Origin of the sequence: Aquimarina sp. AU58, from assembly GCF_900312745.1 — a bacterium.
Taxonomy (GTDB): Bacteria; Bacteroidota; Bacteroidia; order Flavobacteriales; family Flavobacteriaceae; genus Aquimarina; species Aquimarina spinulae.
The window spans coordinates 134736-152035 of record NZ_OMPD01000013.1; the positions used below are offsets into that span (position 1 = coordinate 134736).

Consider the following 17300-nt stretch of genomic DNA (forward strand, 5'->3'; position numbering starts at 1 on the left):
TTATAGTAACAAGTTGTTTATTTTCCTAGCGTCGCTAGTGGCATCAATGTTTTGTTAATTCAAATAGATATCCATCACTGCCAGGATCTATTATGAAATTCATAATTCCTGCTCATTTTGCCAAAATACAATAGTACAGTTTCAAAAAATGAAACTAGAATATTTTAATCCAAATAAAAAACCAGTTACATCACTGTAACTGGTTCTTATCATTTATATATTCTTAGCCTCCAAGCTTTGACGTCACTAGCGAGACGTTAGCATGAGCGGGGCTTTAATCGATCAACCAGAAATAAATAATACTAATAATATATTTTTCATTTTACTTTTTTAAAAAATTAAAATTCTTTTATTATCATTATGATCCCTCCTATAATAAATGCTATTCCAACACCTACAATCTTTGGAGTAAAACTTCCTCTTTTTTCTACATAATTTTGATAATAAATTAAAAGAAGAATACCACATATTATAAATAAAAAACCTAAAATTATATTAATAAAATCCATATGGCCATAATTTAATTTTCCTCTTTTTCTTGACTTATTATGGTTTCTGTAACTATTTCATAAAAAGTAAGATGGGATTCTAGAATTTGTTCAGATATTCCCCCGCTCGGGGGATCAGGTCTCTTGCCCACCTAATCTTAAGCTATTGGGTTAATTTTATTTTTTAATATCGTAAGTTGATAAAATACTGTCTCTTTTCATCAATAATTCCTTAGCTAAATTTTTGTTTTCCTCAAAATATATACCATCTGAATAAAATTTACTTAAAATTTCTAAAGCATTTACTTCTCCCTTTTCTGCAGCTAGATTAAGATACTTAATTGCTTTTGTTTTCAAACTATCGTTTAGATTTTTAAGTAAATCATCATCTTTCTTTTGATAATAATTTGTTAAACAATAAAATACATCAATATAGGCAGACTTATAATCATGCTTGTTTGCCATTTTTGTAGAAATATCTAAAAAACTCTCATAAGGCGAATCCATATATTCTATCCTTAATTTATCATAAGATTTAGTATCTCCTTTATCAATTGCTAGTTCTATCAAACTAACATCATTAGACATTTCTATTTGGTTTGTAGAAATTGATTTTTTACTATTTTCACAATTAGATAAGAGCATCAAAATCACTATTAGTAATAAGATTTTATTTATCATTCTTTTTTGTTAGATTATCCCACCAACTAGGACTATTTGTTGATGTCCAATTTCCTTTATATGATTTAATTTCTACCCCGCTCCCGCTAGCGTCTCGCTAGTGGCATCAATGTTTTGTTAATCCAAATAGGTATCCATCGCTATCAATCTCTAATACTGTATGGTCATCCTGATAATTTCTAGCACTACTATATTTCCAATTTACCGAATTGGTTACAAAACCTAATTCAACAGGATTATTGTGAATATAATCTATTTTTTGTTGAATCACTTTATCACTCCATAATTCTATGGGTTTATTGTGCTGCTGCCAAAATTGCATTCTGCTTACAGTAGCATTCTTTTTACCAGCCTTCTCAAACATCCATAACAACCATTCTTTTCTACTTTCCTGAGGGTTGTTCTCTATTTCTTTTAACAACTTTTTTGAAGTATATCCCTTAAAATCCCTAATCAATCCTGAAGGGTCATCATTTGAAGAACGAAATACCAAATGTACATGACTAGGCATAAAACAATACGCATAAACCTCCATATCTTTTTCTGATCTGCAATATGTAATACTTTCTGACAAAACAGATAAATATTGTTCTCGTATAAATACATCGATCCAATACACTGTAGCAAAACTTATAAAGTATAAACCTGATCTATTATAAAATTTATAATTCCTGCTCATTTTGCCAAAATACAATAGTACAGTTTCAAAAAATGAAACTAGAATATCTTAATCCAAATAAAAAACCAGCTACATCACTGCAACTGGTTCTTATCATTTATATATTCTTAGCCTCCAAGCTTTGACGCCACTAGCGAGACGCTAGCGGGAGCGGGGGTTTGACCCATTACCCCCACGTAGCAATACAAAACCCTTATTTCATAGGTTCTAAGCAATTATAAGTAGTGTAAACAACATAAACAAGCCTCTTTATTAGAGGCTTGTTTGTTTTGTGAAATACTGATAATCAATCTTAAAAATATGCTTTTTTTGAAAAGCACCAGTTTGACCCATTACCGATATGGGTTACGCCCTTTTAATTACCCCATAGAAGGGTTAATACTATTCGTTTTTTGGCCTTTTTTATAAAATCCAAAAGTAAATCCTACCGGTTCTGAGTACACAAAACTCTGGGTGAGCGTATCAAATTCTACAGGTGCATCCAATTCTTTCATGATACAAAGCGTACGATATAATTTGGTTTTAGAGATGCCTAACTTTGCTGCCAGTTCTATGGGAGATCCGGTAGCTTGCAAACGGATAAGCTGATCAATTCGCTCTATCAATTGTATTTGCTTTAACATGATATTCATAACTATAGATTAAAAACGCATACTGTATTTCGAAAAATGATAATCGCTGCTTTTTGATTATATTTTTTACCCTATTGGTATCATAATAAAAAGCGAAATTATGGTTTTTCCGTATTTAATATATGAGGAAAACCGTAAGTTCATTTTTTAATTCTGGAGATCATCATTTTCTATTTTACATTTGATATCAGAACGTATGTTAAAAATCAATCTTAACGAAAAAAGGAAGTGTTTTTGTAATGAGTTTGGTTTGTCTAAAACATATGTATCCGTTTTATAAACGTTACTCCTAGTATGGATACCGTCTATCCTGTATTTCTTTGACTTTAGAATTATCAAAAAACAGCCTTGTTAGGTACTAAATCCGTAAAAAAATCATCAATATAGTAGCAATAAGTAGATAAATTCATACATCATATATACATTAATATGTTAAAAAACAGGGATTTACCTTATAAACATATGTTTGCAAATATTTGATTTTCAGAACATTATATTATTTTCATGTTTTCACTCAAAAAAAGAAGGTTACTAGTACAGATACATCATCTAACTTTATGAGAGTATTAAAATAGTAAAGTAAATAGCCACACTTCACCTTTATTAATTCAATACAAAAATTAATCAATACAAAAAAAGCAAGGAAGTTTTTGCCCAAGAATTTAGTATTAACTTAACTATTATTAGGTATGACGAAATTTATACAATTACTACTATTTGTTCTATTTATAAATTGTGTACAAGCACAAAAAGTTTATGAGGATTTTAATTCGAATACTGCTCAACTTCAATGGATTGCTTCTAATGGTGTTTACGCCTTAGAAGGCAATCCTGAAAATAGTCAATCACAAATAGGCGCGTATACAAAATCACCTTCTCATCCATACAGCTTGTTCTTTGCATCCATAAATCAAGGAATAGACCTGACTACTTTTAATCAAATCAGAATTAAAATCTATAGTAGTTCGCTAAGATCATTTACCATGAAACTAGAAGGAAATAATGGCGCGATAGAGAAAACCACAATGATTACAGAAATCAACAAGTGGGTCGAGTACGAATTTGATTTTAGTGAAGGTAGTTCTATCACCGGATTAAACAAAATCATCTTGTTTTTTGATCCTGGTTCTAATCGTGGAGAGAAGTTTTACTTTGATGATATCGTTGCTTATACCGCCGACCAGGCAAATACTCAAATCGTTGATACTTTTGAAATTGGAGGTACAACCTGGAACAGTATTAATGGAGTTTTTAATACCGTTAATAACCCACAATCTTCACAAACACTTAATACAAGTGCTACTTGTGGTTTGTTTACAAAAAACGGTGCTGCGTATTCTTTTGTTTCAACTACTATCGGAACTATTGATTATAGTACTCACAATGAATTACAAATCAAAATTCTACAAAATCAAAACCCCGGAAACGATCAATATACCAGGTTTACCGTAAAATTAGAAAACTCGGTTACCCAGGAATCTATTGAACGAAGAGGTTTTATAGGTAATACGAATACATGGACCACCTATTCTTTTGATTTTAGCTCGATTCCTCAAAATACTACATATGATAAACTATTAATCTTTTTTGGACATAACGATACTTCTAATACTAATTCCTTTTATTTTGATGATGTCCTTTTTAGAACAAAACGTACCTATCCGACAAATACTGCTCGTACTATAGATCAATTAACTCAGAATTCATACGAAGTATTCAAATTACTTAGAACCAATAAAGGTGCGTATCGGGATGCTAAGTTGATTTCTAATAATAATGATTATCATCCGGGATCTACTGCATCTACAGGTATGGGATTGATCGCCTTATGTGTCGCCAATGAAAAAAACTGGGAGTCTAATGCTCCTGATTTGGTTATAAAAACATTAGAAACAATGACAGGGCATACTTCTGGATTTAATTTGGATACAAATGCCAGTGGTTTTGCCAGACACTTTTTTGACCTAAATAGTGGGGTAAGGGCCTGGAACTCTGAATATAGTTCTATAGATACCGCTATCCTCATGTCTGGAGCACTATTTGCAAAGGAGTATTTTTTAGACCCTTCTGCTCCTAACAGAGCTACGACACAACAAAAGGACCGAATTACAACCCTTGTGAATCAATTATGGAATTCTATTACCTGGGATGAAGCTATAGAAAATCCAACTAATGGTACCATATATAGAGATTTAGATAGTGCAGGAAAAGGTATTCCCGGTACAACAACTTTACCTTATAACGAGTATATCATTGTAGCCGATTTGATACATCGATCGGGATCTACATCGGGCATAGCGCTGTGGGATAAGTTTTATAAAAACCCATATAATACAGATGGTAACGGCCAATATTTGCTTCCCAGAGCAACAGCAACCTACACTGCTCCCAATACCCAAGTAATCAACAACGAAACACTTACGGATAGTAGTGGCAATTTTGTTTCTAGTTTTTTAGTTCAATTTTCATATTACCTAATTCATGACTTTGCATCTAATACTTCTTATGTTAACTATATGAAAAATGCAAAAAATGCTGACAAAAACTGGTGGAAATACGTTTCTGAAAATCAATATTACAGCCCTATCACCAGGTCATCTTTTGAATGGGGGACAGGAGCAGGTGCCGCCAATGCAAAAAATGGCTATCATGCAGACAAAATTTATAATAATGATAATGACAATTGGACTAAAATCGTATCACCTCACATTATTGCCGGTTTTTTACCTGTTGATCAAAATGATGAGATTAAAAACGATATCCTTAATTTATACAAATCGGGAAAAGGAATCTATACATTGCCTAATGCCTCTCAAACCGAAATTTTATGGAGATACAGTAAAGAGGATATTAATTGGAAAGCAGAAACTATTCAAGGTGTAGATTTTTCTACGATGCTTTTTGGTCTATATCATATAGAAGATCCTGGATTTTTTAAGAAATATAATAACTATACTATTACGGGATCTCCCCCTACAAATTCAGCCCCTACAAATGATGTAAAACTGCGTATTACCTTTGATAACTACCCCGAAGAAACTACATGGGAAATCAAAGATGCTAATAACGTGGTAATACACTCGGGAGGACCTTATGGTTCTCAAATAGATGGATCTACCCTTAATATAATCAAAACTCTTGATGAAGGATGTTATAATTTGGTATTCAAAGATACTTATGGTGATGGGATTTGCTGTAGTTATGGTATTGGTTCTTACGAACTAACCAACAGTACTTCTGGTGCAGTGCTAGCTTCTGGTGGATCATTTACTTCTGAAGATATTAAAAATTTCTGTTTAGGAGATGCTACAACACATAACGTTAATGCTGGTACGAAAGCAAATTTAGAAACCTCCGATATTAGTATTCATCCTATTCCTGCAAAAGACTTTATCATAATTCGAATGAATACTACCAAGGATTCGAATTACAGAATCATTAATCATATCGGTCAGATGGTAAAAAAGGGAAAAGTATCTGAAAACAGAATAGAATTAAGTGGCTTACCAGATGGAATGTATTTCTTTTCTGTTATATCAAATGACAAAAAATTAACCAAAAAGTTTATCATCAAACAATAACATAAATCTAATTATTAAAAAAGACCCTGATACTATATCTTGTTATCGGGGTCTTTTTATATTCCTCTACCTTGGTCAATCAAGAAAAATACACATAAACAGCTATAACGAGCAGGCAAATTATTCCTCCTGCTACTTTTACATATTTCCAGGGAGTGATGTCCACTTGTTTTGTGTACTCTTGCTTATACTCTTCTTTTCTGGGGTAGAGTCTACCTATAATTAACATGATTATAATATTTAGCACAAATAATATTGCCATTACATGTAGAAAGTGTGGGTAGTTTTCTGCTCCAACTACAAAGGGTTTTAGTATAAACTGACTGATGATATATAATAAGGACCCTGAAATAATTCCAATTTTTGCTGCAATAGCCGGAACACGCTTGGTTACATATCCCACAACAATAATAGTTAAAATCGGGATACTATAAATTCCATTTGCTTCTTGTAAATATCCAAACAATCCATTTGTTGCATACACCAAAAGAGGAGCAATACACATTGATATTAATGCCAAAAGTATCCCGAAGGTCTTCCCTGCCTTAACTACCGCTTTTTCGCTTGCTTCCTTATTTACATACTCTTTGTAAATGTCTATCCCAAATAAAGTGACCGAGCTATTTAAAGCACTGTTAAATGAGCTTAAAATAGCCCCAAACAATACTGCAGCAAAAAAACCTACCAGAGATACGGGTAATACTTTACTTACCAGCATAGGATATGCTTCATCAGGATTTACAAGTTCTCCTTTAAACATATGAAATGCTATGATTCCTGGTAATACAACAATAACAGGTCCTAAAATCTTAATAAAAGATCCTAGTAAAAGACCTTTTTGGCCTTCTTTTAAATTTTTTGCCCCTAATGCTCTTTGAATAATTGCCTGATTAGTACCCCAATAAAACAACTGTACCAGCATCATCCCAGTAAAGATTGTTGAAAAAGGTACCGAAGCTTCTGGAGAACCTATAGCATTAAATTTTTCGGGATGAGATTCTAGCAACACATCAATCCCTCCTAATAAACTCCCATCTCCTATAGTGTATAATCCAAATATAGGGATCATTACTCCCCCTATTAACAATCCAATAGCATTTATGGTATCTGATACGGCTACTGCTTTTAAGCCTCCGAAAATCGCATAAATTGAACCTATACCTCCTATCGCCCATACTGTAATCCATAGAGCAGTAGTATCTGATACTCCTATAAGCTCAGGAATATCAAACATTGTATTTATTGCTAATGCGCCCGAATATAAAACTGTTGGTAACAAGATAATCGCATATCCTGTTAAAAATAGTCCAGACGTAATCGCTTTGGTTGTTCTATCATATCTTCTTTGTAAAAATTGGGGTATTGTAGTTATTCCTCCTTTAAGGTATCTGGGTAATAAAAATATTGCAGTGACTACCATAGCTACAGCAGCTAGTGTCTCCCATACCATAACCAGAATTCCTTCTTTATAAGCAGCGCCGTTTAAACCTACTATTTGTTCTGTGGATAGGTTGGTTAATAATAAAGACCCCGCTATTACTGATGCTGTTAAACTACGTCCTCCTAAAAAATAGCCATCAGATGATTTTTCATTAGTATTTCTGGTTAGCATATATGAAATAATGCCAACAATAGCGGTAAAAGCTATAAATATAGTTACTCCCATGTTTTTAAGTTTTTGTTTTTATTTTGCTTTTCATAATCCCATCATCAAAGTTGGATTGTATATTTAAAAAGGGAGAGGAAAAATCCTCTCCCTTTATTGAATAACTCCAAACTATTCAGCTTAAATGGGATAACTGAATTAAGGATTTATTTTATAGGGCTATGGAGTTACAAATTTTAGATCATCGATATGATAGGTATCAGTAGCTGTACCGTCTGATTGCCCGCCATTAAAAAATAAGACTACTTTAGTATTTCCATTACCTGCCGCTGCACTAAAATCAAAAGTGTAGTTTTTCCATTCTCCCGCTACATCAATATTTCCCCATATCTCTACAGCTGTACCGCCTTCGAGTTTTGCTAATAAAGGAACGGTTTTACTCGAATGTATTTTAATACTCAATTTTGAATTCACTGATAAATCTATTACACCTCCAAAATCAATAGCCAGATTATCCCAAGCATTGGTTCCATCATCAGTATATTCTCCGACGTTAGAGCTTCTATTGGAGCAGCTAACATTAGGGTTTGCAACTACGGGTACAAATCCAGGGCTGTCTCCCAGTTGAAAATTTTGTTGACAATCAAAATCACTTATAATACTAAGATCTGGAGTTACTCCTGCACAGTCTTCGACAATTATACTACAATCCTTAGATGTGAATTTTATATCATCGATATAGTAGATGTCGGTAGCTGTACCATCTGATTGCCCGCCATTAAAAAACAAGACTACTTTAGTATTTCCATTACCTGCCGCTGCACTAAAATCAAAAGTGTAGTTTTTCCATTCTCCCGCTACATCAATATTTCCCCATATCTCTACAGCTGTACCGCCTTCGAGTTTTGCTAATAAAGGAACAGTTTTACTCGAATGTATTTTGATATTCAACTGTGAGTTAACCGATAAATCTATAGCCCCTCCAAAATCAATAGCCAGATTATCCCATGCATTGGTCCCATCATCGGTATATTCTCCTACAGATTCACTTGTATTAACACCACTTTTATTAGGGTTTTCTACTACAGGTACAAATCCAGGGCTATCTCCTAATTGAAAATTTTGTTGACATTCAAAATCACTTACAATGCTTAAATCTGCAATGATACCAGCACAAGGGTCTACAAATTCTTTAAATCTAATATCATCTATATAATAAATATCTTCTGCTGTACCATCTGTCATACCTGCATTAAAAAACAACAGTACATTTGTGTTTCCTGCTCCAACAGCTGTTCTAAAATCAAAAGTATATTCTACCCATTGATCTATCGTACTTATCGTTTTTGTTATTTCAATAGGTGTCCCTCCATCAAGTTTTACCGTTAATGGGCCTGTCTTCTTGGTAAGAATCTTTATACTTAATTGTGAATTGGTAGATAAATCTATTGGAGATTCTAAGTCGATAAATAAATTATCGAAAGGCTCGGTTCCATTATCTTTATATTCTCCTACAAATTGGCTCGTGTTGATTCCACTTTTGCTTGGGTTCGCTATAACGGGAGCTGTAGTATCCATGGTAGGGTCTCCCAGAAATACATTTTGTTGACAATCAAAATCATTTAATATGCTCGAATCCTTTTGAGTATTTTCGCAAGGATCTGGAATGATAACTGACACATCAAAAAAGAGATCATCTAAAAAATAAATTTCTTTTGTGCCATCATTTTCTATACCCTGATTAAAGAATATTACAATCTTTGTATGATTTTGGTCTTTTTGATCACTAAAATCAAACTGATACTCTATCCATTTATTATTACCATCAAGAGAGACTGTTATTTCTACCGGTACTGAAGTACCTCCTTCTAGCCTAACTTTTGCTTCTGCAGAAATATCTGTTTTAATTTTGATTTTAAACAGTGCATGAGTAGATAAATCTATTGGTTCACCAAAATCTATTACCAAAGCATCCTGGGGTCCTGTACCATCGGTATACTTACCAACAAACTTACTCTTATTAATTCCTATTTCATTTGGATTTCTAATCGCCTCTACATTAGGTAAAGTTTGGTTCGATTGACATTCAAAATCTGTAACAATGCTAAGGTCTGTAACCACATTATCATTTTCGCATTGAGCATATGTTATGGTTTGCAATTCTTCTAAGTCATCCTCACACGATAAATTCAACACTAGTATCATAAAAAGGATACAATGTATACTCGAAAAAAACTTTACTATTTTCATGATAAAAAATTTACATTAATAATTAGCTACTTCTTTTATATGCATTGCCATGCCTCCTCCAGAAGCTAGGGACACATCTAATAAAGTAGTATGATTTACTTCTATTGTTTTATTTTTAAAAGCTGTCGGATTATTTAGATAGTGAGCTTTATCTCCATCCAGATACAGTTCTGCTATATATTTTTTGTCGTGATCCAAATACTCAAAAGACAGCTCTAATTCTCTGCTTTCTTGATTCGTTATACTACCAACAAACCAGCTTGATAAGTTTTTATCTTTTCTTGCTATGGTAAGGTATTTTTCAATTTCTCCATTAAGCACTATAGTCTTATCCCAATCTACCGGTACATCTTTTATAAATTGAAATGCTTTTAAATTGTCCACATAATTTTCTGGAAGATCGGCTACCATTTGCAATGGGCTGTACAAAATAATGTACAATGCCAGTTGTTTGGCCAGGGTAGTCCTTACATATTGATCGGTACGATACTTATCAAATTTTATATCAAAAATACCTGGTGTATAATCAATAGGCCCTGCTAATCCTCGCGTAAAAGGAATGATAAGTGTATGTTCGGGAGAATTACCGCCTCCCCACGCGTTAAATTCCATTCCTCTAACACCTTCTCGGGTCATCATATTGGGGTATGTTCTTCTTATTCCCGTAGGTTTTATCGGTTCATGAACATCTAATGTTATTTTATATTTTGCTGCTGTTTCTACAACTTTTCGGTAATGATTTACCATATATTGACCGTGATGAAACTCTTTATTATTAACAAGATGATTTGCATACCCCGTTTTTACTGTATTAATTCCTAATCTGCTATAAAAAGCAAATGCACTATCTAATCTTTTTTCGTAGGTAATAACATCACCAGAAGTTTCATGATGTCCTATAATCGTAACTCCTTTTTCTCTAGCATATGCAACTACTTCTTTTATATCAAAATCAGGGCTTGGAGTTACATAATCAAAAAAACCTGTAGCGCCCTTTACTCCCCAATATTCCCATCCTGTATTCCAGCCCTCTATTAATAGTCCTTTTATACCATGTTTTGCATTAAAGTCTATATATTTTTTTGCATTTATAGTTGTAGCTCCATGTGATGAACTATTGCCAGACCAGCCTCCTTCATTTTTATTTGCCCAGGAGCTTTTTCCCAAATGCATTTCCCACCAGATACCCGAATATTTCATTGGTTCAATCCACGAAACATCTTTTATTTTTGAAGGCTCATTAAGGTTAAGAATAAGAGTGTTGGTTAACAACTCTTTTGCCTCTTCTGCTATTTGGATCGTTCTCCACGGTGTAACAAAAGGGGTTTGTATACGCACTTTATCTCCATTACTCCACGGAACTAATTCTGATTGTAATACGTGATTTTCCTTTATGGCTAATGTCATATCAGAATAATCAGTAAGATTAGCTTCGCTAAAACATAAATAAATATCATCCTTTGTTTTAATAGTTAATGGCGTATTAACTGCGTGTACATTAGGGATTCTATTGTTCTTAGTATCATCATAACCATCATTCTCTCTCGCGTCTATTTTACTTAAAGTGGTGTGACTATAGATATGTTCATAACTATCATAATCTGCAGGAATCCACCATGCATCGGCGTCGTCTGTAAGTTTGAATTGGGTTTGTTCTTTGGTAATTACCAGTTCATCAAGATGTTCTTGTTTTGGAAATTGATATCGAAAACCAAGGCCATCATCATAGATTCTAAAAATAATTTTGAAATTACGTTTAAGATCCAAGGTTTCTTTTAGCGTAATTATTGTTTCGTTATACTTATTTTCAATACTTTTTTGTTGACCCCAAACCGGTTTCCAGTTTGTATGTACTGTATCGGTTACTATAGATATGATTTCTAGATTTTCTTTTATTGCAAGGTTATTTTTAAACTGAAATCCAACAAAAGAAGTGTCTATAATAGTTTCGGTTTTATGCTGAACTGTATACCAGGGTTCTCCATTAGAGTTAACACTAAAATGTACTACTATTTTAGCGTCCGGAGATTTTAATTCTACTATAGATCCATTTCTTGTATCGCAATACGAAAAAAGAAATACCATGATCAATATAAGAATGTATTTTACGCTTGTTAACATTATAAGCTATAGTTTAAATTGTAATCTATTTTTTCTCAAAACCGATAAAAGAACACTAACATCCTTTTTTACCTGGTGTTAGTGTTCATAAACTAAAGTTAGTGATCAGAAAATGAGAACTGATGTGTGAATTTTTGATCCGAACTACCTCCTACAAAAAGGTCGTAGTCTCCTTTTTCGTTCACAAAATTTATAGTACTGTCATAAAACTTTAAATCATTAGCAGTTAGGATAAATTCTATTGTTTTTGTTTCTCCTTTTTTTAGGAATACTTTTTTAAATCCTTTTAGTTCTTTAACAGGTCTGGTAATACTTCCAAATCTGTCTTTGATATATAATTGTGCAATTTCTTCTCCATCATAATTTCCTGTATTTGTAATACTGGCTGTAATCTTGAGTTTAGAATTTGGTGTAAGCACATTAGAGTCTAACGTCACATCACTATATTTAAAGGTTGTATAACTTAATCCATATCCGAATGGAAATAGTGGAGAGTTATCAACATCTAAGTATCTGGAAACGAATCTTGGATTTGCTCCTTCGAGATCCACTGGTCTCCCCGTGTTTTTCATATTATAAAAAACAGGTATTTGTCCTATATTTCTCGGAAACGTAACGGTTAGTTTTCCCGAAGGATTATAGTCTCCAAATAATACATCTGTAATAGCATGACCGCCACTTGTACCTGGGAACCACGCTTCTACAATAGCATCTACAGTTTCATTTTCCCATGATAAATCCAGAGGTCTTCCATTTAATAAAACCAGTACTATTGGTTTTCCTGTTTTCTTTATTTCGGCAATTAATTCTTGTTGGTGGCCCGGGAGTTTAATACTTGTTCTACTCGCTGCCTCACCACTCATATTTTCTAGTTCTCCCATAACCATAACTACCACATCAGCATGCTCTGCCGTTTTTACTGCTTCTGCAAAATTTGATGTATCTCCTTCTACAACCTCACAACCTTTGGCATAGGTAAACAGACTTTCTTTTGCCTCAAGAGCTTCTTTTACACTTACTGCTACTCCTTCTCTATTCCCATGGGCAGCCCAATTACCAATGATATGAAACTCATCATTTGCCAACGGACCAATAAGAGCAATCTTTTTTTCTTTATGTAAAGGCAGTACCTCATCTTTATTTTTTAACAAAACGATAGATTTTCTGGCAGCATCTCTAGCTGCCTCTAGATGATTATCATTAAGAATTACTTTGGCTTCCTGCTCTTCATTACAATATTTATAAGGATCTTCAAAAAGGCCTAGTTTATATTTCAATCTCAAAATATCTTTTACAGCTTTGTTCAATCTACTTTCTTCTATTTTACCTTCTTGTATAGATTGCTTCATATAATTTTTATACACTCCTCCTTGCATATCCATATCTACTCCTGCATTCATAGCTAATTCTCCCGCATGTTTTAAATCTTCTGCATAACCATGGGGGACCATTTCATTTATTGAAGTATAATCAGTTACTACAAAACCATTAAATCCCCACTCTTTTCGTAATACCTGATCTAGTAAAAAGGTATTCCCCGTAGCTGGTATTCCATTGAGCTCGTTAAATGAAGTCATAAAAGTTGCTGCTCCTGCATCTAATGCTGCTTTAAAAGGTGGTAAATACACATTTCTTAGTGTATTCATAGACATATCAACAGTGTGATAATCTCTACCTGCTTGTGCTGCACCATATGCAGCATAATGCTTGGCACAAGCCAAAATGGTATTCTTATTAGAAAGATCATTTCCCTGAAACCCTTTTACTCTTGCTTTGGCAATTAAACTTCCCAGATAAGTGTCTTCTCCTGCACCTTCTGATATTCTACCCCATCTTGGATCTCTGGCAATATCTACCATAGGAGCAAAGGTCCAATGTAGTCCTTCTACAGAAGCTTCTATAGCGGCAATGCGAGCACTCTTTTCCATGAGTTCTAAATCCCAACTAGAAGCTTCTCCCATAGGGATAGGAAAAATAGTTTTATATCCATGAATTACATCATACCCAAAGAGAAGTGGAATCCCTAAACGCGTTTCTTCTACTGCAATTTTTTGAAGTTTTCTTGTATAAGCAGAACCAGTAGCATTAAAAATAGCTCCTACTTGTCCTTTTTTAAGATATTCTACATAATTTTTATCCAGTACAGGTCCTGTAATATCAGCTCCACTAGAGTACAATACAGTTTGTCCTATTTTTTCTTCTAATGTCATTAAAGCCATTAAAGAGTCTATCTTATGTTCTATTTGGGTATCCTGACCTGATAGGTCAGATGATTTTATTTTGTTTTTACAACTAAAACAGAATACTCCAAGAGATATGATCAATAGTATTTTTTTCATCAAAAAAATGATTCTTATATTTATAATTGTTTGATTGAATTCTTTTCTAGAATCCTAATTTTGATAGTCCATCTTTTATTTCCTGATCCTTCATAAAAAGTGACCATAGAAGCTGTGTTCTATGATTTTCTATCATGGCTACAATAGGTCCCTGATCAATCGCTAAATATCCATCAGAATACCAATCCTGTTGTTCTGAGAATGCATCGTAGAAACCATATTCGCCCCATAACTTGTCGTTTAGTTTATAATAGAAATATTCTAATGCTTTTTTTGACTGTTCTGGAGTATAAGGAAAAGAAGAAAGTGCTGCCGTTGGAGTGATAACACCATTATCTTCTGTGGGGCTGTGTACACCATACCCTCCAGGCTGATCACTTGCTGTAAGTCCCCAACTATTTTCTCCATACCCTTTAAAACCTTTTGGGTTTTTGATACAGTACTCATAATTGATAAGTGCATGTGCTTTATTTTGATCAAAATAATTTGCATATTGATCATCTAATCCTCTTGGATCTAAACCAATAAAGGAATATTGTGAGAAAAATAAAGGGCCTCCAAAATCCGGACCTAGAGGTAATACTGTGCCAGAAAATGATTTTCCATTTTTCATCCCTCCATTAGATGCCCATCCATTGTCATATGTTTCTTTATCTATAGAATGCGTAGGGGATGATGCTCCTAAAACATAAACGATAAGTGCTTCATTCCATCCACTTATTTTTAAGTTGATATCAAAATTATGGCCTGGCGACCAGTGCCATGTAAGTGACTTTTCTCCCTGAGTATACCAATCCCATTCTACAGCTTCCCATAATGCCGTTATTCTATCTCGAATATCTTTTTCTTCTGTAGTATTGGCAGAAAAATATTGTCTGTTTATTAATAATCCTTGTATTAAAAATGCGGTCTCGACAAGGTCTCCACCATCATCTTGTGCGCTAAAAGGTCTTGTTTTGGCAGTATCACCATAGTACCAATGCGAAAAAACACCGTGATAGGAATCTGCTCCCTCCAGGAACGTCAGTATTTTTTGCAACCGCTCTATAGCTTCTGTTTTGGTAATCCATCCTCTTTCAACTGCCGCAGGAAAACATGCTATTCCAAAACCAGAACCTCCTGTGGTTACTACTCTTTTGGATTGTCCTTCGAACGCATCTTCCTGAGAACGTTCTCTTGCCAAACCACTATTAGGCTCTGCAAAATCCCAGAAATAATTAAAAGTACGTTGCTGCACCAGATCCAATAATTCTTCAAAAGGAATCTCTGGTATTGGATTTTCTTCTTCAAATATTTCGGCTACATCTGGCGGTGGTGGTGTAATATCGTCTGTATTACAACTACTAAAAAATAATATCGAAGAACAGATAAATGAGAGTAAAAACATTTTTTCTTTAATTGTTATTAATAATTTCATAGGGTTATATTTTTATTTCTGAAGTCAGAAAAATTTTTCTAATTGAGTTTTGGGTAATATTAATATCCTGGATTTTGGATAAGAAGCCCTCCACTTTTTTGTATTTGATCATTAGGAATAGGAAACACCTCGTGTTTTCCATCTACAAAGGACTTACCGTGTGCTCTAAGCACAGTACCTGCTCTTCCTTGTCGTACCAGATCAAAATACCGATCATGCTCAAAAGCAAGTTCATGCCTTCTTTCATTCCAAACAGCCATTTGATCAACACTAACGGCATTGCCTAAACCTGCTCTATTTCTAACCTGGTTTAACGGGGCGGCGGCATCTCCTCCTACTTGCAAAGCTGCTTCGGCATTGATTAATAGTATTTCTGCAAAACGTAGTATTCGTATATTTTTCCCGGTTTCCCAAGCATCAGATAATGCACTTGAGTATGCTTTCTGGTTATACATTGGATTTACTACCGTATTTGCGACTAGCCTGCCATCAAATAAAGTTTCACCTCTAAATATTATAGTACCATCTCTTCTCGTATCTCCTGGTTCGTATGAATCGGCAAGATTTTGGGTAGGAGTATTAAATCCCCAGCCCCAGCCGCCATCACCTCTGGCTCCCTGGCTTACGCTATATCCTTGTACTCCTGCAGTAGGTGTTTCGCCACGAGCTTGTATTTCAAAAATAGATTCGGTATTATTTTCTCCAATCTCTTTCCAGATATCTTCATAGTTGGCAGTAAGGCCGTATTCTCCAGATCCTATAATTTCATTAGTTAGCTCATACACTTTTGTCCATTTATTTTGGTACATACTTACTTTGGCCAACAATGCTTTTGCTGCTCCATTCGTTGCTCTACCTAACTCAGAACTATCATATTCACTCTTTTGGGGTAATGCCAGTATAGCCGCTTGTAAATCTGTTTCGATAAAAGCATAGGTCTCTTCTTTTGTAGCTCTTTTTAGAAGTTCATTTGGATTTGAATCAAGATCAGGCACATCTCCTATTAAAGGTACTCCTCCAAACATTTTAACTAACCTAAAATATAGTAATGCTCTTAAGAATTTTGTTTCACCAATAAGCCTGCTTTTTAATGTATCGTCTAATTCATTAAAGGATTCTAATCTACTTAATGCCTGATTAGCCCTTTGTATACCATCATAATGGGCTTCCCATATTTCATTAAACGATATTGAGGTAGCATCAAAAGTAAGTGCATCTAATAGATGTTTATCTGTTCCTGTATCTCCCGGATCACTACCTTTATCTGCATCATCTGAAGTAATACTAGAAATTCCATTCCATGAAAATGAACTCATTGGCCATTGTAAAAAACTATTATAAACAGCGTTTACAAGTTCTGAAGCATTCTCAACAGTTATGGCTCCTTCGGTTTCCTGATTCGACTCTACTTCGAGAAAATCTTCACTACACCCCAATATTAGGATGAGCATAAAAAACAAAGAAAGGTGATATCGCATTGCGCTTTTTATTAAATTTTTCATATTA

The 17300-nt window shown here is 34.0% G+C and carries 11 protein-coding genes; 1 reads left to right on the plus strand and 10 read right to left on the minus strand.

Annotated elements, in window-relative coordinates; all coding sequences use genetic code 11:
* Window positions 1-338: 338 nt before the first annotated feature.
* The 4 genes from DK441_RS26545 to DK441_RS10940 all read right to left on the minus strand — a co-directional run bounded on the left by DK441_RS26545 (window position 339) and on the right by DK441_RS10940 (window position 2480).
* Window positions 339-509: a hypothetical protein gene (locus DK441_RS26545; RefSeq protein ID WP_160112049.1), complete on the minus strand. Its 171-nt coding sequence runs from the start codon at window positions 507-509 to the stop codon at window positions 339-341.
* Window positions 510-665: 156 nt separating this feature from the next.
* Window positions 666-1169 carry a hypothetical protein gene (locus DK441_RS10930; RefSeq protein WP_160112050.1) on the minus strand — a complete coding sequence of 168 codons (504 nt, stop codon included), beginning with the start codon at window positions 1167-1169 and terminating at the stop codon, window positions 666-668.
* Between the two features lie 106 nt (window positions 1170-1275).
* Entirely contained in the window at window positions 1276-1848 is a 573-nt protein-coding gene (locus DK441_RS10935; protein WP_109098764.1) for a transposase, read from the minus strand.
* Between the two features lie 359 nt (window positions 1849-2207).
* Window positions 2208-2480: a hypothetical protein gene (locus DK441_RS10940; protein ID WP_160112051.1), complete on the minus strand. Its 273-nt coding sequence runs from the start codon at window positions 2478-2480 to the stop codon at window positions 2208-2210.
* Window positions 2481-3169: 689 nt separating this feature from the next.
* Here DK441_RS10940 and DK441_RS10945 point away from each other — a divergent pair.
* The gene (locus DK441_RS10945; protein WP_109098766.1) at window positions 3170-6061 is read left to right on the plus strand and encodes a T9SS type A sorting domain-containing protein; all 2892 of its coding nucleotides are present in this window, start codon (window positions 3170-3172) and stop codon (window positions 6059-6061) included.
* Window positions 6062-6140: 79 nt separating this feature from the next.
* Here DK441_RS10945 and DK441_RS10950 read toward each other — a convergent pair whose 3' ends face one another.
* The 6 genes from DK441_RS10950 to DK441_RS10975 form a co-directional block, all read right to left on the minus strand.
* Entirely contained in the window at window positions 6141-7727 is a 1587-nt protein-coding gene (locus DK441_RS10950; protein WP_109098767.1) for a solute:sodium symporter family transporter, read from the minus strand.
* 159 nt (window positions 7728-7886) lie between these two features.
* Window positions 7887-9917, minus strand: coding sequence for a hypothetical protein (locus DK441_RS10955; protein ID WP_160112052.1), 2031 nt, complete (start codon window positions 9915-9917; stop codon window positions 7887-7889).
* Between the two features lie 15 nt (window positions 9918-9932).
* Entirely contained in the window at window positions 9933-12038 is a 2106-nt protein-coding gene (locus DK441_RS10960) for a glycoside hydrolase family 97 protein (RefSeq protein ID WP_109098769.1), read from the minus strand.
* Window positions 12039-12136: 98 nt separating this feature from the next.
* Complete coding sequence (locus DK441_RS10965) at window positions 12137-14377, minus strand: glycoside hydrolase family 3 N-terminal domain-containing protein (RefSeq protein WP_109098770.1); 2241 nt, start codon at window positions 14375-14377, stop codon at window positions 12137-12139.
* Between the two features lie 46 nt (window positions 14378-14423).
* The gene (locus DK441_RS10970) at window positions 14424-15794 is read right to left on the minus strand and encodes a glucoamylase family protein (protein ID WP_109098771.1); all 1371 of its coding nucleotides are present in this window, start codon (window positions 15792-15794) and stop codon (window positions 14424-14426) included.
* A 59-nt stretch (window positions 15795-15853) separates the two neighbouring features.
* Window positions 15854-17296: a RagB/SusD family nutrient uptake outer membrane protein gene (locus DK441_RS10975; RefSeq protein ID WP_235015751.1), complete on the minus strand. Its 1443-nt coding sequence runs from the start codon at window positions 17294-17296 to the stop codon at window positions 15854-15856.
* Between the last annotated feature and the right edge of the window lie 4 nt (window positions 17297-17300).